We start from the raw sequence: 24,156 nt of genomic DNA, 5'->3' as shown, positions 1-24,156 counted from the left end.
TTAATATTAACGATTATCCGATACCTGAGTGTTGCGTTCAAGTATTCACCGCATTTGTTGTATTTTCCTTACTTGTTTTCTGCGCCGCCTCCCGCGCCAGCTGCGCCTCCTGCTTTTGCAGCGTGCGGGCCAGGATCGACGAATACAGCGGCTTGCCGCCGAGCAGCTGCGCCACCACCGTGGCGCCGAGGCAGGTAATGATCATCGGTAAAATAAGCTGGTAGTTGTCGGTCATTTCCAGCACCAGCACGATGCCGGTCAGCGGGGCGCGCACCGTGGCGGCGAACAGCGCCCCCATGCCGGCGATGGCGAAGGTGCCCGCCTCGATGCCGTACTGCGGGAACAGATGTGCCCCCGCCAGCCCGAAGGCGGTGCCGAACAGCGTGCCCAACGCCAGCATCGGCGCGAAGATGCCGCCCGGCGCGCCGGAACCGAAGCACAGCAGCGTGGTGAAGATGCGGGTGATAAAGATAAACATCAACATGCCGACGCTGTAGTTGCCCGCCGCGGCGATCGGGATCAGCCCAAAGCCGCCGCCCGCCGCCTCCGGCTGGATCAGCCCCAGAATGCCGCACACGCCGCCGAGCAGCCCGCCCATCAGCAAGACATTGCGCATTCTGCCGCCGTGCAGGCGCGCGAACATGTCTTGGGTGCGGAAGATCAGCGCGTTGAACCCCACGCCCACCGCGCCGAAGATTGCCCCCAAAACCAGATAGAGCCACAGGGTATTGATGGGCGCCGAAGAAAGTTTGTCGACCGCGATCACCGCCCCCTGGCCGTTAAACAGCTGGAACACCACGCTCGACATGATAACGCCGATAAACACCGCTTTAATCGAGATCAGGTTGTAGCGGAACTGCGGCCGCATCTCTTCGATGATGAACAAGATGCCGGCCAGCGGCGCGTTGAACGCGGCGGACAACCCGGCGGCGGCCCCGGTCGCCAGCAACGTATGACGCGCCTCGGCGCCGCGAATGCGCAGCACGTCCAATACCATGCGCCCGACGTTGCCGCCCATTTGCACCGTGGGCCCTTCGCGCCCCAGCACCATGCCCGCCCCCAGGGTGCCCATACCGCCGATGAATTTTACCGGGATCACGCGCCACCAGCGTACCGGCCGCAGCTCTTCCAGCGCGCCTTCGATTTCCGGAATGCCCGAGCCGCCCGCCTCAGGCGCAAAGCGCCGCACCAGGTAATAGCCCAGCGCCGCCAGCGCGGCGGACAGGATAAACGCCAGGGGCCACACCAGAAGCCAGGAGTCGGCGACCTGCGCCAGCGAAGCCAACCGCTGCTGCTGCACCCACTCCACCGCTTTATCGAAGGCCACGCCGAGCAAACCGGCCAGCGCCCCCACCAGCGCGGCCATCACCAGGATCGCCACCGGGGTTTTATCGCGGCGAATAAACTGACGCACCGCATCGCTGCGGCGCAGACGCGGGCTCAACGTCCCGACTGGCTGTGATTGTGATTCTGTCATCGCGAGTGATTCGTCAGGTAATTTGTAATACAAATAGGCAGGGCGATAATTCTACCCCAACCTGGCGGCGGACGCTGCCGTTAATGGTATCTGACTGTGATCGTTTCATAACGCGGCGCTCTCCTCTAGAATAGCGCGGTCAAATCATTCAAAAGAGAATCCAGGAGCCGATTTATGAGCCTACACAGCAAGTCCGAAAGTCTGTACGCCCAGGCGCAACAGTTGATCCCCGGCGGGGTAAACTCTCCGGTGCGTGCATTCACCGGCGTGGGCGGTGTGCCGCTGTTTATCGAGCGGGCAGACGGGGCTTACCTGTTCGATGCCGACGGCAAGGCCTATATCGACTATGTCGGTTCCTGGGGGCCGATGGTGCTGGGGCATAACCACCCGGCGATCCGCGACGCGGTGATCGAAGCGGCGCAGCGCGGCCTGAGCTTCGGCGCGCCGACCGAGATGGAAGTCAAAATGGCGCAGCTGGTCACCGAGCTGGTGCCGACGATGGATATGGTGCGCATGGTGAACTCGGGCACCGAAGCCACCATGAGCGCCATCCGCCTGGCGCGCGGCTACACCAACCGCGATAAAATCATCAAGTTCGAAGGCTGCTATCACGGCCACGCCGACTGCCTGCTGGTGAAAGCCGGCTCCGGCGCGCTGACCCTCGGCCAGCCGAACTCACCGGGCGTGCCGGCCGACTTCGCCAAGCACACTCTGACCTGCACCTATAACGATCTGGATTCGGTGCGCGCCGCCTTCGAACAGTACCCGTCCGAGATCGCCTGTATTATCGTCGAGCCGGTCGCCGGCAACATGAACTGCGTGCCGCCGCTGCCAGAATTCCTGCCGGGCCTGCGCGCCCTGTGCGACAAGTACGGCGCGCTCTTGATCATCGACGAAGTGATGACCGGCTTCCGCATCGCGCTGGCCGGCGCGCAATCCTATTACGGCGTCGAACCGGATCTGACCTGCCTCGGCAAAATCATCGGCGGCGGCATGCCGGTGGGCGCCTTCGGCGGCCGTCGCGAGGTGATGGACGCGCTGGCGCCCACCGGCCCGGTCTACCAGGCCGGCACCCTGTCCGGCAACCCGATCGCCATGGCGGCGGGCTACGCTTGTTTGACCGAAGTCTCACAGGTCGGCGTGCACCAGACGCTGACCGAACTGACCGAGATGCTGGCCGCTGGCCTGCTGCACGCGGCGCAGGAGGAGAATATTCCGCTGGTGGTCAACAACGTTGGCGGCATGTTCGGCCTGTTCTTCACCGACGCGCCGGCGGTCACCTGCTACCAGGACGTGATGCAGTGCGACGTGGAACGCTTCAAGCGTTTCTTCCACCTGATGCTGGAAGAAGGGGTGTATCTGGCGCCGTCCGCCTTCGAAGCGGGCTTCATGTCCGTGGCGCACAGCAAGGAAGACATCCAGCGCACCATCGACGCCGCGCGTCGCTGCTTCGCCAAGCTGTAATCCCGGCCGAATGGCCAAACAAAACGGGCGCCTCGGCGCCCGTTTTGTTTTTCTCAGCGGCTTAAAGCAGCGTGCCGTAAATGGTCAACAGCGCCACCACCACCACGATGATCATCGTCACCTTGCGCGCCAGCGTCACCGCCGCCCGCGGCGTTTGCACCGGATCCATATGCGGATCGCGCGCCAGCGAGAACTGGGCCAGCCGCGTCAGCACCTGATACGACGACGAATGCCGATCCCCCAGCGAGGCGAACCAGGCCGGCAACGCGCGTTCGCCATGGCCGAACAGCGCATAGGCCACCCCGGCCAAACGCACCGGGATCCAGTCCAGCCAGTTCAACAGGTGATCGATGCCCGATTGCGAACGCTCCAGCGGCGTATTGTGGCGCGCCAGCCAGGTTTGATAGGCGCGCAGGAAGGCATACCCCGCCAGCGCGATCGGCCCGTACGGCCCAAAGACCACGAACCAGAACAGCGGCGCCAGGTAATAACGGAAGTTAATCCACAGCAGCGCGTTTTGCAGCTCGCGCAGGCGCAGCTCTTCGCTGCAGTCCACCGGCAAGCCGTGGATCAACGCCAGCTCTTCCGCCATCTGATCGCTGGCGTGGATATCCCCCTGCCGCGCCGCTTTCAGGTAGGCGCGGTAGTGTTTGCGCTTGATGCCGGCGCCGACACACAGCAGATCGATGACAATCCACAGCAGCAGCGTCACCACGCCGAAGAACAGCCCGTGCGACAGCCACAGAACGCCCCAGACGATCACCATCCAGGCGGCGGTCATCGCCAGTGTCTGCGCCAGCGAAACCCGATGCAGCCGCTGAAATACCACTTCGAGGCGATGATCCAGCTGCCAGTGCTCTCCCAGCTTGAACAGGCGTTCCCAGGCCAAAACCAGCAACAGCGTAAACAGCGTCATTAGCGATTCCTCTCCCTTTTTCTTGTCTCAAGCATAGCGTCGGCGGGCGCGCCGCGTTGTTCCAGAGATGCCAGATAGCGATCCCAATCGAACGCCGGCCCGGGATCGGTCTTGCGGCCGGGGGCGATATCGCAATGCCCGGCGATATTGGCCGCCAGCGGTGGGTAATGTTCGGCCAGCAGCACGGTGACCGCCTGCAGCGTGCGATATTGCGCCTCGGTGTAGGGCAACTGGTCAGTCCCTTCCAGCTCGATGCCGATGGAGAAATCATTGCACCGATCGCGCCCCTGATACAGGGAAACGCCCGCGTGCCAGGCGCGTTGGTCGAAGGGCACATACTGCACGATCTCTCCGCCGCGGCGAATCAGGCAATGCGCCGACACCCGCAGCTGATGGATATCGGCGAAATAAGGGTGCTGCGCAGGGTCGAGCGTGCCGGTGAACAGCTGGTCGATATAGGGGCCACCGAATTCGCCGGGCGGCAAGCTGATGTTGTGGATGACCAACAGCGAGGGCGGCTCGTCATCCGGGCGCCGATCGCAGTGCGGCGAGAGCACTCGCGTCACCCCGACAATCCAGCCATTTTCCAACTGCATCAGACACCTCTCTGCGGTGGTACTTATTCCTGCAACAGAGTAGCATGTTCCCCTACGATCTAACCGTCCATTTCGGAGTTTTCCATGCCGACACGCCGCTACAGTGCCGACAGTCGCCGCACCGAGCTTCTTGAACGAATTGAAAGTGATATTCCCTATGCCGTCGCCCAGGCGCTGCGCGAAGACCTGGGGGGGGAAGTCGACGCCGGGCGCGATATTACCGCGCAATTGTTACCGGCAGACAAACAGGCCGAAGCCACCGTCATCACCCGCGAAGCCGGCGTGTTCTGTGGCCGCCGCTGGCTGAACGAAGTCTTTATTCAGTTGGGCAATCAGGTGCAGGTGGAGTGGCTGGTGGCGGACGGCGACCGTCTGACGCCGAACCAACCGCTCTGCCGGCTGCGCGGCCCGGCGCGGGTGATGCTGACCGGCGAGCGCACCGCGCTGAACTTCGTGCAGACGCTCTCCGGCGTGGCGACCGAGGTCAGCCGCTACGTGGCCCTGCTGGAAGGGACCCGGACTCGCCTGCTCGATACCCGCAAAACCTTGCCCGGCCTGCGCACCGCGCTGAAATACGCCGTGCTGTGCGGGGGCGGGAGCAACCACCGGCTGGGGCTGTCCGATGCCTTCCTGATCAAGGAAAACCACATCATCGCCTCCGGCTCGATCAAAAACGCAGTGGAAAAAGCCTTCTGGCTGCACGCCGACGTGCCGGTGGAAGTGGAAGTCGAATCGCTCGATGAACTGCAGCAGGCGCTGGATGCCGGCGCCGACATCATCATGCTGGACAACTTCAGCGTCGAGATGATGCGTCAGGCGGTCGCCCAAACCCAGGGCCGCGCCCAGCTGGAAGTGTCCGGCAACGTCACCAGTGAGACGCTGCGCACCTTCGCCAACACCGGCGTGGATTACATTTCGGTCGGCGCGCTGACCAAGCACATCACTGCACTCGATCTGTCGATGCGCTTCAAATGATCCCCTCGCCCCCGGCCGCCGCCGGGGGCGTCACCGTAAAATTGCGAACCCCCTCTCACCGTTTTTTTCACCGCTGCAAACCACATCATTACTGATGGAGGCGCGCCGAGAAACGCGTAAAAGCCCCTCGCCGTGCCCCCGAGCAAGCCGCTACCGTTGTCTTCCACACCCCAATGGAGGAAACAACGCATGGAAACGCAACGCGGCTTTACCCTGATAGAACTGATGGTGGTGATCGCCATCATCGCCATCCTCAGCGCCATCGGCATTCCCGCCTACCAGCGCTACATCCAGAAAGCGGCGATGACCGACATGCTGCAAACCATGGCGCCGTATAAAATGGCGGTCGAGCTGTGCGTGCTGGACGAAGGCACGCCCGCCGGCTGCGAGGCCGGCAGCAAAGGCATTCCCACCGGCGGCACGTCGCGCTATGTCAGCGGGGTGAAAGTCGTCAAAGGCGTGATCACGCTGACCGGCAGCCAAACGCTGCAGGGCCTGGCGGTGGCATTAACCCCCAAGTCGAACGCCGATGGACTGACCCGCTGGACCCGGCTGTGCAGCAGCGAAAACGCGACGCTGGTTGAGGTGTGCCAGGAAGTCTTCCGCTTCGACAACGCGGCGGAGTAACGGCGATGAATGCGCAAATCAGCGAAGAGGTTCACGCCCTGTGCCGGCGCTATCAGGCGCTGGCGCTGATCGAAGACCCGACCACCCTGACGGTCGCGCTCAGCGAAGAAGCGCCGCAGGGGCTGCTGGCGGCGCTGCGTTTCGCCACCGGCAAGCGCATCCATTTGGAACAATGGCCGGCGGCCAGGCTGGAGATGGCGCTGAACCAGCACCACGAGCCGCTCCCGGCGCCATTGACGGCCGAAGAGGACACGACCGACATCGCCTACCCCGACGACGGCGATGCGCCGGTGGTACAGTTCATCAACCAGACGCTGCGCCTGGCTATTCAGCGCCGCGCCTCGGACATCCACTTCGAGCCCTTTCGGCAGCATTTTCGCATTCGTCTGCGCATCGACGGCGTGCTGCAAACCCTCGCCTCACCGCCGCCGCAGCTGGCCGCGCGCCTCATCGCCCGGCTGAAGATCCTCGGGCAGTTGGATATCGCCGAGCGCCGTCAGCCTCAGGACGGGCAGCTCAGCCTGACGCTGGACAGCGCGCGCTATGCCATGCGTATCGCCACTCTGCCGACGCTACACGGCGAAAAAGTGGTGCTGCGCGTTCAGCAGGGCGAGCAGCAAGAGCTGCCGCTGGACCAACTGGGCATGAGCCGGGCGGATCTGGCGCGCTACGCGGCGGCGTTAACCTGCCCGCAAGGTTTGATCCTGGTGACCGGCCCGACCGGCAGCGGCAAGACGGTGACGCTGTACAGCGGTCTGCGCCAGTTGAACGATGCGCAGAGCAACCTGTGCAGCGTCGAGGATCCGGTCGAGATCCCGCTGTTCGGCGTTAATCAGACCCAGATCAACGCCAAAACCGAGCTGAGCTTCGCCCGAGTGCTGCGCGCCCTGCTGCGCCAGGATCCGGACGTCATCATGATCGGCGAGATCCGCGATGCGGAAACCGCCGAGATCGCGGTCAAGGCCGCGCAAACCGGCCACCTGGTGCTGTCGACGCTGCATACCAACTCCACCGGCGAGACCCTGACGCGGCTGATGCACATGGGTATCCCCGGCTACCTGCTCGCCGGCTGCCTGAAGCTGGTCGTCGCCCAGCGGCTGGTGCGCAGGCTATGTCGCCACTGCCGCTACCCGCACAGCCAGCCGACGCATTTTCCCACCGCGATCTGGCCGGAACCGCTGACCGCCTGGCGTGCCGACGGCTGCGAGCACTGCTTCGGCGGCTACTATGGGCGCATCGGCGTGTATGAACTGTTGGCCATTACGCCGGAAATTCAGGCAGCATTGCTGGCGAACGCCGCTCCCAGTCTGCTGGCGGATATCGCCCGCGAACAGGGGCAGCTTTCGCTGCTGCAGGCGGGTCTGGCGCTGGCCGCCGAAGGCACGACCTCGCTGGAAGAACTGTACCGCGTCATCGACGTCGTCCGGCTCGGCGTAACCACGCCATGAAAGCGCGCCGGTTGTTTCTGTGGCAGGCCTTCGACGCTCAGGGCGCCTTACGCAGCGGCGAACTGATGAGCGATGAAAAGCGGCAGGTGAGCAGGTTGCTGATCGAACAAGGCCTGCAACCTTGGCGGATCGGGCACGGCAAACGCGTCACGCCCGGCCAATGGCGCGGAGAACCCTTAATCCACTTCACCCGCCAGCTCGCTACCTTGTTGCAGGCCGGGCTGCCGCTGGTCAATACGCTGCAGCTTCTGGCGGCAGAGCACCCTTCGGCAGCCTGGCGTTGCCTGTTGCGCCTGTTGGCAGAACAGGTGCGCGAAGGGCAGCCGCTCTCCGAAAGCCTTGCCGCGCAACCAGGCGTTTTTCCACCGATCTATCGCCAACTGATCGCCATCGGCGAACTGACCGGCAACCTCGATCGCTGCTGCCTGCAGTTGGCGCAACAGCAGGAGGCTCAGCACCTGCTGCGCCGCAAAGTGACCAAAGCGCTGCGGTATCCCCTTTTCATCTGTGCGGTGGCGCTGCTGGTCAGCGTGCTGATGCTGGTGATGGTGCTGCCGGAATTTGCCAAGGTTTATCAGTCGTTCGATGCGCCGCTGCCTTGGTTTACCCAAGGGTTATTGGGGCTGTCCGCGCAGCTGATCGCCGTTGGCCCCTATTTGGCGCTGCTGCTCGGCGCGTCGCTGTTCGGCTACTTCCGCTGGTTGCATCCGCGCCCTCCGTGGCGCCAACGCGAACAGGCCGCCTTACTGCGCCTGCCGCTGATTGCCCGGCTGGTGAACGGCGGCGCGCTGAGCCAAACGTTTCGTATCCTGACCATGACCCAACGCGCGGGGCTGACGCTGGTGGAAGGCTTGAACGCGGCGGCGCTGGCGGCGGATCATCTGCTGTACCGGCAGGCGCTGGAGCAGGTGCAACGGCAGATCGCCGAAGGCGAAGCGTTTCATCAGGCCCTGGGTCTGCAACCGCTGTTTCCGCCACTGTGCCGGCAGCTGGTGCGGGTGGGCGAGGAGTCCGGTTCGCTGGACGCCTTGCTGGATAAGTTGGCGCAGTGGTATGAACGGCAGACGCACGAGCTGGCCGATACGCTGGCGCAAACGCTGGAGCCGCTGCTGATGCTGGTGGTGGGCGGGATTGTCGGCGCTTTGGTGATCGCCATGTATCTGCCTATCTTTCAACTGGGCAGCGTGCTGGGATAAAGAAGAGGATAGCGGGCGACGCGGTGCGCGGCGCCCGAATGCAAGCTGCGGCTTATTTGCTGCCGAAGACGCGGTTTTCCTGCTCCGCCACGCGGATAAAGGTGGTGCGCTTGGTCAGCTCTTTCAGACGCTCGGCGCCGACGTAGGTGCAGGCGGAACGCAGGCCGCCGAGGATATCGCGCACGGTAAACTCCACCTCGCCCCGCAGCGGCAGCTTGACGGTTTTCCCTTCGGCCGCGCGATACTCCGCTACGCCACCGACGTGGCGCTTCATCGCCGACTCGGAGCTCATGCCGTAGAACAGCATGAACTTCTCGCCGTTCTCTTCCACCACGGTGCCTTCGCACTCGTCGTGGCCGGCCAGCATGCCGCCCAGCATCACGAAGTCCGCGCCGCCGCCGAAGGCTTTGGCGACATCGCCCGGCACCGAGCAGCCGCCGTCGCTGACGATTTGGCCGCCCAACCCATGGGCCGCGTCGGCGCATTCAATCACCGCCGACAGCTGCGGGTAGCCCACGCCGGTCTTCACGCGGGTGGTGCATACCGACCCCGGGCCGATGCCAACTTTAACGATGTCGGCGCCGGAGAGGATCAACTCTTCCACCATCTCGCCGGTGACCACGTTACCTGCGCAGATGACGTGATCCGGGCAGGCTTCGCGCGCTTTCTGCAGGAAGGCGACAAAGTGTTCAGAGTAGCCGTTGGCCACGTCGATACAGATGAATTTCAGCGCCGGAGACAGGGCCAGGATCTGCTGCATTTTGGCGAAGTCGGCTTCGGAGGTGCCGGTGGAGACCATCACGTGGCGCAGCACCGATTCCGGCATGCGCTGCACGAAGTCAGCCCATTGCTCGACGCTGTAATGTTTGTGTACGGCGGTGAGAACGTCGAAAGAAGCCAGGGCCTCGGCCATGCGGAAGGTGCCCACCGTGTCCATGTTGGCCGCGATAATCGGCACGCCGGACCAGCTGCAACCTGAATGCTTGAAGGCAAACTGACGTTCCAGTTCAACCTCGGAGCGGCTTTTCAGCGTGGAGCGCTTAGGGCGGATCAACACGTCTTTAAAGCCTAACTTCAAATCTTCTTCAATACGCATGACTTATGATTTCCTGGTTAATGGCGACGGATCGCAAGGAGGATATTCGAACCTCTGCCCGGCGGCTTTCCAGTGGCGCAAAAAGACGGCGGCGAGATTAATGCCAGTTCCAGTGACGTTATAATACGCGCTAATAATCGCCGAACAAGACTGCGAATTCGCCTTTATTTACGCTACAATCCGACAAATTTACCTGCATAATCGCAGTGTGATTGCCCGCTCATTTTTGCCGTGCCGCTGCGTTTTTTCTCGCCACCCGATCGGTGCCGATGCGCAAGCGCCGCCTGCCGACTTGCACTTCTGCGCGATCGCTTTATGATTCGACTATTATTTTTTTATGAACATCGGATGCACCTAACACCATGGCCTACATTGTTGCGTTGACCGGGGGCATAGGCAGCGGCAAGACGACCGTCGCGAACGCCTTTGCGCGCCACGGCGCAACCCTTGTCGACGCCGACGTGATCGCCCGTCAGGTCGTCGAGCCGGGCACCCCTGCCTTGGCCGCGATCGCCGAACGATTTGGTAATGAAATGTTGCTGCCGGACGGCGCGTTGAACCGCGCTGCGCTGCGTCAGCGCATCTTCAGCCATCCCGATGACAAAACCTGGCTGAACCAGCTGCTGCACCCGCTGATACACCGTGAAACCCAGCGCCAACTGGCGCAGGCCACCAGCCCGTACGCGCTGTGGGTGGTGCCGCTGCTGGTGGAAAACGGTCTGCAGGATCGCGCCGATCGGGTGCTGGTGATCGACGTCGACGCCGAAACCCAGCTGGCTCGCACCATCGCGCGCGACGGCGTCAGCCGTGAGCAAGCGCAGAGCATTCTCGCCGCCCAGGCCACGCGCCAGCAGCGCCTCGCCGTGGCGGATGACATTATTGACAACAGCGGCGCCGCTCAGGGGATAGAGCCACAGGTCGCCGCACTGCATCGTCGCTACCTTGAACTGGCGGCAACAGCGCCCCAACAGGATTAAACTGCATGAGTGATGTTTCCCCAACCGTTCTCTTTGAACACCCGCTGAACGAAAAAATGCGCACCTGGCTGCGCATCGAATTCCTGCTGCAACAGCTGCACGGCCAACGCGCCCTGAGCGAGACCGCCATCGCCCTCACCTTCTTTCGCACCGTCTCCGATTTGCTGGACGTGCTGGAGCGCGGCGAAGTACGCACCGAACTGCTCAAAGAGTTGGAACGCCAGCAGCAGAAACTGTTGGCCTGGGCCGATGTGCCGGGCGTGGATATGGCGCTGATCGACCAGCTGCGTGGCCAGCTGAAGTCGCGCTCATCGGCGCTGATGGCGGCGCCGCGCCTCGGCCAGGCGCTGCGCGAAGACCGGCTGATCGGCCTGGTGCGTCAGCGGCTGAATATTCCCGGCGGCTGCTGCAGCTTTGATCTGCCGACCCTGCACATGTGGATGCACGCGCCGCAGCAGGATCGCGATGCCGACGTCGCCGCCTGGCTGCAGTCGCTGGATCCGCTGAACCAGGCGCTGATCATGGTGTTGGATCTGATCCGCCAATCCGGGCCGTTCCGCAATCAAATCAGTCTGAACGGTTTTTTCCAGGACAACGCCGAAGGGGCGGATCTGCTGCGCTTGCGCCTCCATCTGGCACCGCAGCTTTATCCGCAGATTTCCGGCCATAAGACGCGCTATGCCATTCGTTTCCTGCCGCTGGATAGCGAAAATGGCGCGGTGCCTGAACGCCTGACGTTCGAACTGGCCTGTTGTTGAACTTGTGAAAGAAAGCCTTCTCAGCACTGACAGAAGGCGTAAGGAACCGTTATGACGACCGTAGTAAAATGCCCAACCTGTGGCACCGGCGTGGTTTGGGGTGAAGTCAGCCCATTCCGGCCGTTTTGCAGCAAACGCTGCCAGCTGATCGATCTCGGCGAGTGGGCCGATGAAGAGAAGCGCATTCCGAGCAACAGCGATCTGTCGGAAAGCGAAGACTGGAGTGAAATGGACGATCGCTGATCGCCCGCTATTGGCCTGGCGGACGCCAGGCCAACCTTGTTATTGCGCGGCGTTCGCCTGCGCCACCAGCAATTGAATAATGCCGACATTGGCTTCCGGGAACTCGTCTTCACGCAGATCCGCCTGTTTTACCCAGCGCATCGGTTGCCCCTCACGGCCGAACGGCTCACCCGCCCAGGCTTCTACCAGATAAAAATTCAGCGTCACGATACGATCGCTGAAGCGGTGCTCCACCACCTCCAGCAGTTCGGCGCGTTCGGCTTCGATACCGGTCTCTTCCCGCAGCTCGCGGCTCAACGCCTGTTCCGGCGTCTCACCCGGTTCGATCTTGCCGCCGGGAAACTCCCAGAATCCGGCCATGTGCGCATCAGCGGCGCGGCGGGTAATAAAAATTTCCCGCTGAGCATTACGGATGATGCCCACGGCGATATTCAGATGTTTCATCTCACCCTCCTGATGGGTGTCAAAAAAACAGGGGCTCAGCAAGCTGAACCCCTGGGTGTTATCGGTCAACCGCGGCCGGCATTACTGCAGGCGACCGTGGCACTGCTTGTATTTCTTGCCGGAACCGCATGGGCAAGGATCGTTGCGGCCCACTTTACGCTCGGCGGTCGCCGGCGCATTCGGATCTTCAGTCGCCAGCGCGTTCTCGTCGTGGTGGCTCAGCTGTTGCTGCTGCGCCAGACGCTCGGCCTCTTCACGGCGCTGCTGTTCCAGCGCTTCCACCTCTTCCGGCATCCGCACCTGTACCTTGCTCAGCACGCTGATCACTTCATATTTCAGCGATTCCAGCATGGTGGCGAACATGTTGAAGGATTCACGCTTGTACTCCTGCTTCGGATCCTTCTGCGCGTAACCGCGCAGGTGGATACCCTGGCGCAGGTAGTCCATCGCCGCCAGATGCTCTTTCCACAGAGAATCCAGCGTCTGCAGCATCACGCCCTTCTCGAAGTTGCGCATCATCTCGCTGCCGACCACTTCTTCCTTACGCTGATACTGCTCTTTGGCGTTCTCCAGAATGCGTTCGCGCAGCGTCTCTTCGTGCAGCTCCGGCTCTTTGTCCAGCCACTGGGCGATCGGCATCTCCAGATCGAAGTCGTTCTTCAGGCGCTCTTCCAGCCCCTGAATGTCCCACTCTTCTTCCAGCGACTGCGGCGTGATGTAGTTGTCGATGGTGCTCTTGAACACGTCCTCGCGGATGCTGGCGATGGTTTCGCTCACGTCGGACACGTCCAGCAATTCGTTGCGTTGGCTGTAGATGGCGCGGCGCTGATCGTTGGCGACGTCGTCGTATTCCAGCAGCTGCTTACGGATGTCGAAGTTGCGGCTCTCTACCTTGCGCTGAGCATTGGCGATCGCCTTGGTCACCCACGGGTGCTCAATCGCTTCGCCTTCTTTCATACCCAGTTTACGCATCATGCCGGACACGCGATCCGAGGCGAAGATACGCATCAGGGCATCTTCCATCGACAGGTAGAAGCGGGATGAACCGGCGTCGCCCTGACGACCGGAACGGCCGCGCAGCTGGTTATCGATACGGCGCGATTCATGGCGCTCGGTGCCGATAATATGCAGGCCGCCCGCCGCCAGCACCGCGTCGTGGCGCTCTTTCCAGGCGGCTTTGATAGCTTCGATCTGCTCTTCGGTCGGTTCTTCCAGCAGCGCCACTTCGGCCTGCCAGCTGCCGCCCAGCACGATGTCGGTACCACGGCCCGCCATGTTGGTAGCGATGGTCACCGCACCGCTTTGGCCGGCCTGGGCGACGATGTCCGCTTCCATGGCGTGGAATTTGGCGTTCAGCACCTTGTGGTCGATGCCCGCTTTGGTCAGCTCACGGGACACCACTTCGGATTTCTCGATTGAGATGGTCCCCACCAGCACCGGTTGGCCTTTGGCGGTACGCTCGCGGATATCTTCAATGATGGCGCCGATCTTCTCTTTCTCGGTCATGTACACCAGATCCGGCATATCCTTACGGATCATCGGACGGTTGGTTGGCACCACGATCGTGTCCAGCTTGTAGATCGAGCTGAATTCGAAGGCTTCGGTATCGGCGGTACCGGTCATCCCGGCCAGCTTCTCGTACAGACGGAAGTAGTTCTGGAAGGTGATCGAAGCCAGCGTCTGGTTCTCGTTCTGGATCTCCACGCCTTCTTTGGCTTCCACCGCCTGGTGCAGACCGTCGGACCAACGGCGGCCCTGCATGGTACGGCCGGTGTGTTCATCGACGATGATCACTTCACCATCTTTCACGATGTAGTCCACGTCGCGGGTGAACAGCACGTGGGCGCGCAGCGCGGCGGTAACGTGGTGCATCAGCATGATGTTGGTCGGCGAGTACAGCGATTCGCCTTCATCCATGATGCCGGCGTCCACCAGCATCTCTTCGATCAGGATCAGACCGCGTTCGGTCAGGTGGACCTGACGCGCCTTCTCGTCCACCGAGAAGTGCCCTTCACCCTTGAAGGTGTCGGAGTCTTCTTTTTCCTGGCGGATCAGTTTAGGGATCAGCTTGTTGACCTTGATGTACATCTCAGAGCTGTCTTCGGCCGGGCCGGAGATGATCAGCGGCGTACGCGCTTCATCGATCAGGATGGAGTCCACCTCATCCACCAGCGCATAGTGCAGTTTGCGCTGCACGCGCTCTTCCGGGCTGAACGCCATGTTGTCGCGCAGGTAGTCGAAGCCGTATTCGTTGTTGGTGCCGTAGGTGATGTCGGCGGCGTAAGCTTCGCGCTTGGCCGGCGCCGGCATGCCCGGCAGGTTGATGCCGATGCTCAGGCCGAGGAACTCGAACAGCGGACGGTTGTTTTCGGCGTCACGCTGCGCCAGATAGTCGTTGACGGTCACGACGTGCACGCCGCGGCCGCTCAGGGCGTTCAGGTAGGCCGGCAGCGTCGCGGTCAGGGTTTTACCTTCACCGGTGCGCATCTCGGCGATGCAGCGGTCGTTCAGCACCATGCCGCCCAGCAGCTGCACGTCGAAGTGACGCATGCCGAACACGCGCTTGCTCGCCTCGCGCACCACGGCGAAGGCTTCAGGGATCAGGCTGTCCAGCGACTCGCCTTTCTCCAGGCGTGCGCGGAACTCGTTGGTTTTCGCTTTCAGCTCGTCATCGGACAGTTTTTCCATGTCCGGTTCCATGCGGTTGATCTGCTCAACCACTTTGCGCATGCGGCGCAGGGTACGATCGTTACGGCTGCCAAAAACTTTGGTTAATAATTTCACTAACATGATGTTTGATATCTCTGTCATGACCGCCGAACACGGCAGTCAACTTGCTATTATTTATGGTTTTTGTGCCCGAAGGGCGAGATCAGACGAGGGCGGCGGGCCCGGCGCGAATGCCCTGCACCTGCGCCACCCACAGGCCGGTCGGGTGGCGCGCCAGCGTGGGCAGCACCTCAAGGTGAGTGTGGCGAATGATGGTCGGCGGTTTCGGCTCGTGCGTCAGCAGCGCGTTGAGGGTAGACAGCAGCGCCAGTTGCGCTACCTGCAAAGGGGGTTCCGCTTCGGCTTCGCTCTCCTGCACCCGCGCATAAACCGCCTGCGGCGCCAGCGCGAAAGAGAGGTGACGAATGACGGTGCGCAGCGCATGTTGCTGCCAATAATCTACGCTGAAGGTAGGACGGCGATGCGCGTCCTGCAGCAGGGCCAGGCTGTTGAACGTGCCATTGGCCGAATTTTGCCGGTTAAGGCTGGACGACGTATTCGGCAGTGCGGCCTGATCGGGGGCGCCGGACAAATTGGAAGACGCGCCAAGCGTGGCCGCAACCATCCCTAACAGGAGATGGGGCCAGAAATAACGTCTGCCAAATTGTCGCCAACGATTTAGAATACCGATCACGAGTTTATAATCCGCCGGAGCCCATTATGCGCGATAGCCGTCCACAATTATTAGATGTCCTGTTCGACGACGCGTCTGCCGGCAGCAAAGGGCCGCTGCATAACGTCCAGCAACGCGCGGTGGCGCTGCTCAAGCTTAACCGTGCAGTGAAGGGCCTGTTGCCCGCTCCCCTGCATCCCTGGTGCCGCGTCGCGAATTTCCGACAGGGTATTTTAGTGCTCGAAACGGCAAATGCCAGTTGGATGATGCGCTTGCGCTACGAACAACCCGCTTTGCTGTCTGCACTACGAGCGCAAATTCTACCATCATTGTCGTCGATCGACATCAGGATTAATCCGGCCTTGATGGCGAAAGGCAGCAACCAGGTGCAAAACGCAGAGAAAGCGCCGGAAAAACCCGTGCCGATGCGGCATTTGAGTCTGGAAAGTGCGGAAGAGCTGAGAGGGTTGGCGAGCCGTAGCCCGGAGAAACTGCGCAAGATATTGGAACGGCTGGCTGCATTGGCCGGAGAGGGTACCAACACAACCAGTCGTGATAAGTAATCAGCGACACAAACTGCAAAACAGCCGGCATCATGAGCCTGAATGATCAGGCTCTCAGGGGATGCGCCTGCCGTTATTCGCAGGCGAGGAATTCGGACCTTACGCCAATACGGTAGACGGCGCCTTGAATGCCAACGGCATTTCGGCTTCGTCCTGGAAGGTCACGTATTCCCACGCTTCCTGCTTGGCCAGTACGGCCTGCAGCAGTTTGTTGTTCAGCGCGTGGCCAGACTTGAACGCGGTGAATGCGCCAATGATGTTGTGGCCGCACATGAACAGGTCGCCGATGGCGTCCAGCATTTTGTGACGTACGAATTCGTCTTCGAAACGCAGACCGTCTTCGTTCAGCACGCGATAGTCATCTACCACGATGGCGCAATCGAAGCTGCCACCCAGGGCCAGGCCGCGGGACTGCAGGTATTCAATGTCGCGCATGAACCCGAAGGTGCGCGCACGGCTGATTTGACGCACGAACGACTCAGCCGAGAAATCAAGACGGTAGCGCTGAGAGCTGGCGTCGATAGCCGGGTGGTTGAAGTCGATGGTGAAGTCCAGGCGGAACCCGTTGTGCGGGGACAGCTCGGCCCATTTGTCGCCGTCTTCAACGCGTACGGTCTCTTTCAGACGCAGGAATTTCTTCGCCGAGTTCAGCTCTTCGATGCCGGCATCCAGCAGCAAGAACACGAACGGACTGGCGCTGCCGTCCATGATTGGGATTTCAGCGGCGTCGACTTCAATGACGATGTTGTCGATGCCCAGCCCAGCCAGCGCGGCGTTGAGGTGCTCAACGGTCGAAATACGCACGTCATGCTCATTCACCAGGCAAGTACAGAGCATGGTATCACGCACGGATTTTGCATCAGCCGGAAAATCAACCGGTGGATTCAAGTCAGTGCGACGATAGATGACCCCGGTATTAGCCGGCGCTGGGCGCATTGTCAGCGTGACTTTCTTGCCGGTATGCAAACCGACGCCAGTCGCCTGAACAATACGTTTTAATGTCCTTTGTTTGATCATCGTTTTATCTCGCAATGTTATCCATCCTACCAGCCAAGCATACAGCATGGCCGGCGGGACAGTTTAGCACAAAGAGCGGAGATTCCAAATTCTCAGGATATTCTTAGTCTGCCTGTTTACGCAGGAAGGCTGGAATATCAAGATAGTCGGGCTCTTTATTCGGCTGCGCAGCTTGGTCGTTGACCACCTTGGCGGCAGGTTTCACTTCCTGCGGCAGAGGCGACATGCCGTGCTGCTGATAACGGTGATCCATCACTGGCTGGCTGGCCTGCTTATTGGTCACCAGAGTGATTTCTGGACGCTTGTCCATACCGATACCGGTTGCAACCACGGTTACGCGCAGTTCGTCGTTCATTTCCGGATCCAGCGAGGTACCGATAACCACGGTAGCGTTGTCGGAAGCGAACGCACGGATGGTGTTACCCACGGTTTCGAACTCATCCAGACGCAGATCGAAGCCAGCGGTAATGTTGACCAGCACGCCGCGCGCGCCGGACAGGTCGATGTCTTCCAGCAGCGGGCTGGAGATCGCCATTTCGGCCGCTTCTTCGGCACGGTCTTCACCGCAAGCCACGCCGGAACCCATCATCGCGTAGCCCATTTCGGACATCACGGTGCGCACGTCGGCGAAGTCGACGTTCATCAGGCCCGGACGGGTGATCAGCTCGGCGATACCCTGCACCGCGCCTTTCAACACGTCGTTGGCCGCACCGAACGCGTCCAGCAGAGAGATCCCGCGCCCCAGCACTTTCAACAGCTTGTCGTTCGGGATGGTGATCAGCGAGTCCACGTGTTTGGACAGCTCAGCGATACCCTGCTCCGCGAATGCCATGCGCTTCTTGCCTTCGAAGTTGAAAGGCTTGGTCACCACGGCCACGGTCAGAATACCCAAATCTTTAGCCACTTCAGCCACCACTGGCGCCGCACCGGTACCGGTACCGCCGCCCATGCCGGCTGCGATGAAGACCATGTCTGCGCCGTCCAGCGCTGCGCGCAGGGCTTCGCGGTCTTCTTCCGCTGAATTGCGACCCACCTCAGGGTTCGCGCCCGCACCCAGACCTTTGGTAATACCGCTACCAATCTGGATGGTTTGGCCAACCGCCGTTTTGCGGAGCGCCTGGGCGTCCGTGTTCACAGCGAAGAATTCAACACCTTCGATGCGCTCGCGCACCATGTGTTCAACGGCGTTGCCACCGCCGCCGCCGACGCCGATGACTTTAATCACCGCGTCATTGGTTAGTTCCATTGGTTCAAACATAGTTTCTCTCCGTTTTGTGCCTGTCGCTGCGAGATCATAAAAAGATTACTCAGCATGATCTCTTTGTTGAAACATTAAAACTCTTTTCTCAGCCAGCTATTGATGCGTTTAAACCAATTGCCCACCGAGGCGCGTTTTTCTACTTCCGTCTCACCGCTCAGGTGAGACTCTTTTCCATAGTGCAGCAGACCTACCGCCGTCGAGTAGTAAGGCTCCTGCGCATAATCCGTCAGACCCGTGATGTTCAAGGGTTGGCCGATGCGTACCTGGGTGTGGAACACCCGTTGCGCACAGGCTGCCAGGCCATCAATCTGGGCGGCGCCACCGGTCAGCACGATACCTGCCGCCAGATGATGCTTCACCCCTTGCTGACGCAGTTGCTCCTGCAATTGCAAAATTTCATCGTTAACCAGATTCAACAGTTCGGTGTAGCGTGGCTCAATGACTTCAGCCAGCGTCTGTCTTTGCAGACTGCGTGGGGGACGTCCCCCAACGCTAGGCACCTCTACATTCTCATCCTTGCTAACAATCGACCCAAGCGCACAACCGTGTCGAACTTTAATCGCTTCCGCGTCGGTCGGCGGCGTGCCAAAGGCGTAAGCGATGTCGCTGGTGACCACGTTCCCGGCGTAAGGGATCACTTTGGTGTGGCGCAGCGCGCCGCCGGTGTACACCGCCATATCCATGGTGCCGCCACCGATATCCACCACGCAAACGCCGAGTTCGCGTTCATCTTCGGTCAGCACCGCGTAGCTCGCGGCCAGACCGGCGAAAATAAGTTGGTCAACTTTCAGGCCGCAACGTTCCACGGCCTTGACGATGTTCTTCGCCATATCGTTATGGCAGGTAATCAGATGCACCTTGGCCTGCATGCGCACGCCGGACAGCCCAACCGGGTTTTTGATGCCTTCCTGATAATCGATGGCGTATTCCTGAGGAATCACATGCAGGATGCGGTGTTCGTCGCGCACGCGCACCGATTTGGCGGTGTGCACCACGTTCTCCACGTCGTCCTGCGTCACTTCCTCTTCCGAGATCGGCACCATACCGATTTCGTTCTGGCAGCTGATGTGCTTGCCCGACAGCGCCAGATACACTGACGAGATCTGGCAGTCCGCCATCAGCTCGGCCTGATCGATGGCGCGCTGTACGCACTTCACCACCGACTCCAGGTCGTTTACGCCGCCCTTATCCATGCCGCGAGACGGGCAGCTGCCCACCCCGATAATGTTGACCATGCCATCGGGCAGAACTTCCCCTACCAACGCGGAGACTTTTGCAGTACCGATCTCCAGTCCAACTACCAGTTTTCTGTCCGTCGACTTGATCAGTGTTGTTTTGCCTGTGCCTGATTCTGTTGCTGATTACTGTTTTGCTGACCGCCAAGCGCCTGCGGATCGACCAACACCGGAGCCCACCCTACCGAAGCGCCGGACTCGTAGCGCAGATCGACATAGCTGACACGCTTGCTCTCCGCCTGGCCCTGCTGTTGCAATACCGGGTAAAGCTCGATAAACCGCTGCAAACGCCCGTTGCGGTCATCGCGCCCCAGCTCAAGCCGAACATCGTTGTCCAGCGCCAGCTGCCAGGAATGGCGCGCGGTCATCGCCGCCATTTTCAGCGTATATTTGCTGGCCGCCAACGTGGCGCTCATCGCCCGATAGCCCTCCAGCACATCCTGCTCGCTCCCTTCCGGCCCGTAGAGCAGCGGCAACTTCTGCTTGCCCGCCCGCTCCGCCGGCACGCTGAACGCTTTGCCCTCGGCGTCCACCATGTGCAAATCGTTCCAGCGCGCCACCGGGACGTACTCCACCAGATGGATCTTCAGCTCATCCGGCCATTGTTTGCGCACGCTGGCCTGCTTGATCCACGGCAGACGTTCGATCTGCTGCTGGATGACGTCCACATCCTGCGTCATAAAGGTGCCGGGTGCGCCCAGCGCCAGGATCGCCTGACGAATATCATCGTTAGTGGTGTAGTGGCGTTCGCCGGTCACCACCAGCCTTGAGAGCGGCAGGCGACTGGCGTCTTTCATCCAGCCAAGCACCGCCCAACCGCTCCACACGACCGTTCCCAACACCATCAGCAGGAAAATCATTCCCGCCAACTGGGTTCCATTGCTGCGGCGCGGGCCGTTATCCACCTCGCGATCGCGCGCATTCAGGGCAGCTTGCGACATATCAGTCGGCCAACTCCAAAATTCTCGCCACTAGCTGCGAGAAGCTTAATCCAAACTGGCGCGCTGCCATCGGCACCAGGCTATGACTGGTCATGCCCGGAGAGGTGTTCACCTCAAGCAGATAGAAGCTGCCATCGCTGTCTTGCATTACGTCGACGCGGCCCCAGCCGCTGCAGTCCAGACCGCGGTAGGCGCGCAGCGCCAATGCCGCCATCTCGGCTTCCTGCTCGGCGCTCAAACCGCTCGGGCAGAAGTACTGCGTATCGTCCGAAATGTACTTGGCCTGGTAGTCGTAAAACACACCGGCTGGCTGGATGCGGATCGACGGCAGCACCTGGTCGCCCAGCATTGCCACGGTGTATTCCGGCCCGCTCAACCACTTCTCCACCAGCACATCGTCGTCATGGCGGAAGGCTTCTTCCAACGCCGCTTCCAACGCAGCGCTCTCGGTGACCTTGCTCATGCCGACGCTGGAGCCTTCACGGCTTGGCTTGACGATCAGCGGCAGACCGAGATCCGCCACGCGCGCCAGCAGCGCCGCTTTTTCGGTGCCGAAGTACAGTTGGCGATTCAACGCCACGTAAGGCGCCACCGGCAAGCCCATCGACTGCCACACCATCTTGGTGCGCCATTTGTCCATGGTCAGCGCCGAGGCCATCACGCCGCTGCCGGTATAAGGCAGCTCGAGGAACTCCAGGAGCCCCTGCAGGGTGCCATCCTCGCCGCCGCGGCCGTGCAGCGCGATAAACACTTTGGTGAACCCCTGCTCTTTCAGCTGGGTCACCGGGAAATCGCGGGTATCGACGCCGTGCGCATCGATACCGGCTTCGCGCAACCCGGCCAGTACCGCGGCGCCGGATTGCAGAGAAACGTCACGTTCAGCGGAGGTGCCGCCCAGCAGAACTGCAACTTTATCAGCCATGGTGCTCCTCCTCTTTCTTCGGCGGCTGCAGCTTCAGCTCGGCCAGTTTACGGGCGATTTTGCCCACGTTACCAGCGCCCTGCACCAGCACCAGGTCTTCATCCTGCAGCAGCTGCGCCAGCGTTTCCGGCACGCTATCGGCATCGGAAACCAGGATCGGATCCAGCTTGCCGCGGCTACGGATGGTGCGGCACAGCGAGCGGCTGTCCGCGCCCGGGATCGGCGCTTCGCCGGCGGCGTACACGTCGAGCATCAGCAGCACATCCACCTGCGACAGCACGTTGGCGAAATCGTCGTACAGATCGCGAGTACGCGTGTAGCGGTGCGGCTGGAAGATCATCACCAGACGCTTGTCCGGCCAACCGGCGCGCGCCGCCTTCAGCGTGGCGTCCACTTCGGTCGGATGGTGGCCGTAGTCGTCCACCAGCATCGCGCTGCCCGCTTTGCCGTTGACCGGCTCCAGCGGGAACTCGCCGAGGAAATCGAAGCGACGCCCGGTCCCCTGGAAACCCGCCAGCGCGCGCAGGATATCTTCGTCGTCGATGCCTTCTTCGGTCGCTACCGCTACCGCCGCCGCCGCGTTCAACGCATTGTGGCGGCCCGGCGCGTTCAGCGTCACCGTCAGCAACGGCTTGTCCTGACGGCTCAGGGTAAAGTGCCCCTGCGGCCCAATCTGCCGGTAGTCTTCGATGCGCACATCAGCATCTTCACTGAAGCCATAAGTGGTGATATGGCGACCCACGCGCGGCAACAGCTCGCGCACTACCGGATCGTCGATGCACATCACCGCACGGCCGTAGAACGGCAGGTTGTGCAAGAAATTGATAAACGTCTGCTTCAGGTTCTCGAAGTCGCCCTGGTAAGTGTCCATATGGTCGGCTTCGATGTTGGTGACCACGGCCACCATCGGCTGCAGGTGCAGGAACGACGCATCGCTCTCATCCGCTTCCGCGATCAGATAACGGCTGGACCCCAGTCGCGCGTGGGTGCCTGCCGCCTTCACCAGCCCGCCATTGACGAAGGTCGGGTCCAGGCGGGCTTCGGCATAAATGCTCGAGACCATCGCCGTGGTGGTGGTTTTGCCGTGCGTGCCGGCGATAGCAATGCCGTGGCGAAAACGCATCAGCTCCGCCAGCATTTCAGCGCGGCGGATCACCGGGATGCGCGCTTCACGAGCGGCGACGATCTCCGGGTTGTCGGCGGAGATGGCGGTAGACACCACCACCACGCTCGCATCCAGCACGTTTTCCGGACGGTGATTGAAGTAAATCGTCGCCCCGAGCGCGCTCAACTGTTGGGTCACCGGATTCGGCGCCAGGTCGGAGCCGCTGATCTGATATCCTTCGTTTGCCAACACTTCGGCGATACCACCCATGCCGGCACCACCGATGCCGACAAAGTGAATGTGCCGGACGCGACGCATCTCGGGCACGATAGTACGTAGTTTCGCCAGTTGTTGTGTATTCATCACTCTCTCTAATCCGGATCCGGTACCCCGGCCCTACATCACATTGCTTTTATTCAGGTTCGGCGCGCCGAACCCCTGCACTCGTTACCTGGCGAGCCGCACCAGCTCCGCCGCCACGCGCTCGGTGGCGTCCGGAATGGCGACCGCGCGCGCTTTCTCGGCCATGGCCAGCAGCGTCTTGCGATCCCAGCTCGCCAGCAGCTCGGCCACCACATCGGCGTTGAACTGCGGCTGTTCGATAATCTTCGCCGCGCCGGCTTCTTCCAGCGGACGTGCGTTCCAGTACTGTTGACGATCCTTGTGCATGAACGGCACGAAGATCGCCGGCAGCCCCGCCGCCGCGATTTCGCTGACGGTCAACGCGCCGGAGCGGCAGACCACCACGTCGGCCCAGGCATAGGCGGCTGCCATGTCGTCGATGAACTCGGTCACCTTGTGCTGCGTCTGCCCTACCCTCTCGTAGTCGCGCAGCACCGTTTCCAGCGCGCCCTTGCCAACCTGATGCCAGAGCGTAATTCTATCGCCCAAACGCGCCGCGACTTCAGGAACTGTCTGATTCAGCACGCGCGCGCCCTGACTTCCGCCAATCACCAACACACGGATCGGGCCTTCGCGCCCTTGCAACCGCTCCGCCGGCAGTGGCAGCGCCAACACGTCGGTACGCACCGGGTTGCCCACCACCTCGGCGTTCGGGAACGCGCCGGGGAAGGCCTGCATCACTTTGGCGGCGATGCGCGCCAGCCAGCGGTTGGTCAAACCGGCGATGCCATTCTGCTCGTGCAGCACCACCGGGATGCCGCACTGCCAGGCCGCCAGGCCGCCGGGGCCGGAAACGTAACCGCCCATCCCCAGCACCACATCCGGCTGATAGCTGCGCATAATGGCTTTCGCCTGCCGCACCGCCTGCCAGATCCGCAGCGGCGCCGTCAACTGGGCCTTCAGGCCCTTGCCGCGCAGGCCGGAGATGCGGATAAAATCAATCTCGATCCCGTGCTTCGGCACCAAATCGGCTTCCATTCGGTCTGCGGTTCCGAGCCAGCGCACCTGCCAGCCCTGCGCCATCAGATGATGCGCGACCGCCAGCCCCGGGAACACGTGCCCGCCGGTACCGCCTGCCATCACCATTAAACGCTTAGGTTTCCCGCTCATC

General features: G+C 61.5%; 23 protein-coding genes. 9 read left to right on the top strand and 14 right to left on the bottom strand.

Annotated elements, in window-relative coordinates; translation table 11 throughout:
* Window positions 1-37: 37 nt before the first annotated feature.
* A complete protein-coding gene (clcA, locus tag IT763_RS03440) occupies window positions 38-1,477 on the bottom strand; it encodes a H(+)/Cl(-) exchange transporter ClcA (protein WP_033634217.1) in 1,440 nt (479 codons plus the stop codon).
* A 174-nt stretch (window positions 1,478-1,651) separates the two neighbouring features.
* Between clcA and hemL the strand changes: the two genes are divergently transcribed.
* Window positions 1,652-2,941, top strand: a complete 1,290-nt coding sequence (gene hemL, locus IT763_RS03435; protein ID WP_206195174.1) for a glutamate-1-semialdehyde 2,1-aminomutase — start codon at window positions 1,652-1,654, stop codon at window positions 2,939-2,941.
* A gap of 61 nt (window positions 2,942-3,002) precedes the next feature.
* On the opposite strand, the gene ampE is transcribed toward hemL, so the two are convergent.
* Both ampE and ampD read right to left on the bottom strand, forming a co-directional pair.
* Complete coding sequence (gene ampE, locus IT763_RS03430) at window positions 3,003-3,857, bottom strand: beta-lactamase regulator AmpE (protein ID WP_004932714.1); 855 nt, start codon at window positions 3,855-3,857, stop codon at window positions 3,003-3,005.
* On the bottom strand, window positions 3,857-4,453 hold the full coding sequence (ampD, locus tag IT763_RS03425) for a 1,6-anhydro-N-acetylmuramyl-L-alanine amidase AmpD (protein ID WP_049300177.1): 597 nt from the start codon (window positions 4,451-4,453) through the stop codon (window positions 3,857-3,859). Before ampD ends, ampE begins: the two co-directional genes overlap by 1 nt.
* An 84-nt stretch (window positions 4,454-4,537) precedes the next feature.
* Here ampD and nadC point away from each other — a divergent pair, with 84 nt between their 5' ends.
* From nadC to hofC, 4 genes are all read left to right on the top strand, one after another.
* On the top strand, window positions 4,538-5,428 hold the full coding sequence (gene nadC / locus IT763_RS03420; RefSeq protein ID WP_049300176.1) for a carboxylating nicotinate-nucleotide diphosphorylase: 891 nt from the start codon (window positions 4,538-4,540) through the stop codon (window positions 5,426-5,428).
* A gap of 189 nt (window positions 5,429-5,617) precedes the next feature.
* Window positions 5,618-6,055, top strand: a complete 438-nt coding sequence (gene ppdD, locus IT763_RS03415; RefSeq protein WP_016929075.1) for a prepilin peptidase-dependent pilin — start codon at window positions 5,618-5,620, stop codon at window positions 6,053-6,055.
* A 5-nt stretch (window positions 6,056-6,060) separates the two neighbouring features.
* Window positions 6,061-7,503 carry a type II secretion system protein GspE gene (gspE, locus tag IT763_RS03410; RefSeq protein WP_206195173.1) on the top strand — a complete coding sequence of 481 codons (1,443 nt, stop codon included), beginning with the start codon at window positions 6,061-6,063 and terminating at the stop codon, window positions 7,501-7,503.
* Window positions 7,500-8,699 (top strand): protein transport protein HofC, encoded by a 1,200-nt coding sequence (hofC, locus tag IT763_RS03405; protein ID WP_143779159.1) that lies wholly within the window; start codon window positions 7,500-7,502, stop codon window positions 8,697-8,699. The genes gspE and hofC overlap by 4 nt, the downstream gene beginning before the upstream one ends.
* A 52-nt stretch (window positions 8,700-8,751) precedes the next feature.
* Here hofC and IT763_RS03400 read toward each other — a convergent pair whose 3' ends face one another.
* Window positions 8,752-9,795: a GMP reductase gene (locus tag IT763_RS03400; protein ID WP_033641262.1), complete on the bottom strand. Its 1,044-nt coding sequence runs from the start codon at window positions 9,793-9,795 to the stop codon at window positions 8,752-8,754.
* 362 nt (window positions 9,796-10,157) lie between these two features.
* Here IT763_RS03400 and coaE point away from each other — a divergent pair, with 362 nt between their 5' ends.
* The 3 genes from coaE to yacG are packed head-to-tail and all read left to right on the top strand — an operon-like array spanning window position 10,158 to window position 11,773.
* Complete coding sequence (gene coaE, locus IT763_RS03395; RefSeq protein ID WP_079451066.1) at window positions 10,158-10,772, top strand: dephospho-CoA kinase; 615 nt, start codon at window positions 10,158-10,160, stop codon at window positions 10,770-10,772.
* Window positions 10,773-10,777: 5 nt separating this feature from the next.
* Window positions 10,778-11,530 carry a cell division protein ZapD gene (zapD, locus tag IT763_RS03390; protein ID WP_016929080.1) on the top strand — a complete coding sequence of 251 codons (753 nt, stop codon included), beginning with the start codon at window positions 10,778-10,780 and terminating at the stop codon, window positions 11,528-11,530.
* A gap of 51 nt (window positions 11,531-11,581) precedes the next feature.
* A complete protein-coding gene (yacG, locus tag IT763_RS03385) occupies window positions 11,582-11,773 on the top strand; it encodes a DNA gyrase inhibitor YacG (protein ID WP_004932737.1) in 192 nt (63 codons plus the stop codon).
* Between the two features lie 39 nt (window positions 11,774-11,812).
* Here the strand turns inward: yacG and mutT are convergent, their stop codons facing one another.
* The 3 genes from mutT to secM form a co-directional block, all read right to left on the bottom strand.
* Window positions 11,813-12,217: an 8-oxo-dGTP diphosphatase MutT gene (mutT, locus tag IT763_RS03380; protein ID WP_206195172.1), complete on the bottom strand. Its 405-nt coding sequence runs from the start codon at window positions 12,215-12,217 to the stop codon at window positions 11,813-11,815.
* Window positions 12,218-12,298: 81 nt separating this feature from the next.
* Window positions 12,299-15,007, bottom strand: a complete 2,709-nt coding sequence (secA, locus tag IT763_RS03375; protein ID WP_033641260.1) for a preprotein translocase subunit SecA — start codon at window positions 15,005-15,007, stop codon at window positions 12,299-12,301.
* An 82-nt stretch (window positions 15,008-15,089) separates the two neighbouring features.
* Window positions 15,090-15,620: a secA translation cis-regulator SecM gene (secM, locus tag IT763_RS03370; RefSeq protein ID WP_206195171.1), complete on the bottom strand. Its 531-nt coding sequence runs from the start codon at window positions 15,618-15,620 to the stop codon at window positions 15,090-15,092.
* 26 nt (window positions 15,621-15,646) lie between these two features.
* Here secM and IT763_RS03365 point away from each other — a divergent pair, with 26 nt between their 5' ends.
* Window positions 15,647-16,162: a DUF721 domain-containing protein gene (locus tag IT763_RS03365; RefSeq protein ID WP_004932751.1), complete on the top strand. Its 516-nt coding sequence runs from the start codon at window positions 15,647-15,649 to the stop codon at window positions 16,160-16,162.
* 99 nt (window positions 16,163-16,261) lie between these two features.
* Here IT763_RS03365 and lpxC read toward each other — a convergent pair whose 3' ends face one another.
* The 7 genes from lpxC to murG form a co-directional block, all read right to left on the bottom strand.
* On the bottom strand, window positions 16,262-17,179 hold the full coding sequence (gene lpxC / locus IT763_RS03360; RefSeq protein ID WP_004932754.1) for a UDP-3-O-acyl-N-acetylglucosamine deacetylase: 918 nt from the start codon (window positions 17,177-17,179) through the stop codon (window positions 16,262-16,264).
* 103 nt (window positions 17,180-17,282) lie between these two features.
* Window positions 17,283-18,437, bottom strand: coding sequence for a cell division protein FtsZ (ftsZ, locus tag IT763_RS03355; RefSeq protein ID WP_004932757.1), 1,155 nt, complete (start codon window positions 18,435-18,437; stop codon window positions 17,283-17,285).
* Between the two features lie 74 nt (window positions 18,438-18,511).
* Complete coding sequence (ftsA, locus tag IT763_RS03350) at window positions 18,512-19,768, bottom strand: cell division protein FtsA (RefSeq protein WP_004932758.1); 1,257 nt, start codon at window positions 19,766-19,768, stop codon at window positions 18,512-18,514.
* Window positions 19,765-20,616, bottom strand: a complete 852-nt coding sequence (gene ftsQ / locus IT763_RS03345) for a cell division protein FtsQ (protein ID WP_206195170.1) — start codon at window positions 20,614-20,616, stop codon at window positions 19,765-19,767. The genes ftsA and ftsQ overlap by 4 nt, the downstream gene beginning before the upstream one ends.
* Window position 20,617: 1 nt before the next feature.
* A complete protein-coding gene (locus IT763_RS03340; protein ID WP_049300164.1) occupies window positions 20,618-21,538 on the bottom strand; it encodes a D-alanine--D-alanine ligase in 921 nt (306 codons plus the stop codon).
* On the bottom strand, window positions 21,531-23,006 hold the full coding sequence (gene murC / locus IT763_RS03335) for a UDP-N-acetylmuramate--L-alanine ligase (RefSeq protein ID WP_028127852.1): 1,476 nt from the start codon (window positions 23,004-23,006) through the stop codon (window positions 21,531-21,533). The genes IT763_RS03340 and murC overlap by 8 nt, the downstream gene beginning before the upstream one ends.
* 84 nt (window positions 23,007-23,090) lie before the next feature.
* Window positions 23,091-24,155: an undecaprenyldiphospho-muramoylpentapeptide beta-N-acetylglucosaminyltransferase gene (gene murG / locus IT763_RS03330; RefSeq protein ID WP_028127853.1), complete on the bottom strand. Its 1,065-nt coding sequence runs from the start codon at window positions 24,153-24,155 to the stop codon at window positions 23,091-23,093.
* Window position 24,156: the final 1 nt, after the last annotated feature.

It is taken from the genome of Serratia sp. CMO1 (genome assembly GCF_015689115.1).
In the GTDB taxonomy this organism is placed as follows: Bacteria; Pseudomonadota; Gammaproteobacteria; order Enterobacterales; family Enterobacteriaceae; genus Serratia; species Serratia marcescens.
This window is presented reverse-complemented; position numbering and strand designations above follow the sequence as displayed.

Coding starts and splice junctions, on each gene's coding strand:
- murG (WP_028127853.1), bottom strand. CDS start 24,155: ATGAGCGGGAAACCTAAGCGTTTAATGGTGATGGCAGGCGGTACCGGC.
- secA (WP_033641260.1), bottom strand. CDS start 15,007: ATGTTAGTGAAATTATTAACCAAAGTTTTTGGCAGCCGTAACGATCGT.
- IT763_RS03400 (WP_033641262.1), bottom strand. CDS start 9,795: ATGCGTATTGAAGAAGATTTGAAGTTAGGCTTTAAAGACGTGTTGATC.
- ftsZ (WP_004932757.1), bottom strand. CDS start 18,437: ATGTTTGAACCAATGGAACTAACCAATGACGCGGTGATTAAAGTCATC.
- ftsQ (WP_206195170.1), bottom strand. CDS start 20,616: ATGTCGCAAGCTGCCCTGAATGCGCGCGATCGCGAGGTGGATAACGGC.
- coaE (WP_079451066.1), top strand. CDS start 10,158: ATGGCCTACATTGTTGCGTTGACCGGGGGCATAGGCAGCGGCAAGACG.
- mutT (WP_206195172.1), bottom strand. CDS start 12,217: ATGAAACATCTGAATATCGCCGTGGGCATCATCCGTAATGCTCAGCGG.
- hofC (WP_143779159.1), top strand. CDS start 7,500: ATGAAAGCGCGCCGGTTGTTTCTGTGGCAGGCCTTCGACGCTCAGGGC.
- ampE (WP_004932714.1), bottom strand. CDS start 3,857: ATGACGCTGTTTACGCTGTTGCTGGTTTTGGCCTGGGAACGCCTGTTC.
- lpxC (WP_004932754.1), bottom strand. CDS start 17,179: ATGATCAAACAAAGGACATTAAAACGTATTGTTCAGGCGACTGGCGTC.
- zapD (WP_016929080.1), top strand. CDS start 10,778: ATGAGTGATGTTTCCCCAACCGTTCTCTTTGAACACCCGCTGAACGAA.
- ppdD (WP_016929075.1), top strand. CDS start 5,618: ATGGAAACGCAACGCGGCTTTACCCTGATAGAACTGATGGTGGTGATC.
- hemL (WP_206195174.1), top strand. CDS start 1,652: ATGAGCCTACACAGCAAGTCCGAAAGTCTGTACGCCCAGGCGCAACAG.
- yacG (WP_004932737.1), top strand. CDS start 11,582: ATGACGACCGTAGTAAAATGCCCAACCTGTGGCACCGGCGTGGTTTGG.
- IT763_RS03340 (WP_049300164.1), bottom strand. CDS start 21,538: ATGGCTGATAAAGTTGCAGTTCTGCTGGGCGGCACCTCCGCTGAACGT.
- nadC (WP_049300176.1), top strand. CDS start 4,538: ATGCCGACACGCCGCTACAGTGCCGACAGTCGCCGCACCGAGCTTCTT.
- gspE (WP_206195173.1), top strand. CDS start 6,061: ATGAATGCGCAAATCAGCGAAGAGGTTCACGCCCTGTGCCGGCGCTAT.
- ampD (WP_049300177.1), bottom strand. CDS start 4,453: ATGCAGTTGGAAAATGGCTGGATTGTCGGGGTGACGCGAGTGCTCTCG.
- IT763_RS03365 (WP_004932751.1), top strand. CDS start 15,647: ATGCGCGATAGCCGTCCACAATTATTAGATGTCCTGTTCGACGACGCG.
- clcA (WP_033634217.1), bottom strand. CDS start 1,477: ATGACAGAATCACAATCACAGCCAGTCGGGACGTTGAGCCCGCGTCTG.
- murC (WP_028127852.1), bottom strand. CDS start 23,006: ATGAATACACAACAACTGGCGAAACTACGTACTATCGTGCCCGAGATG.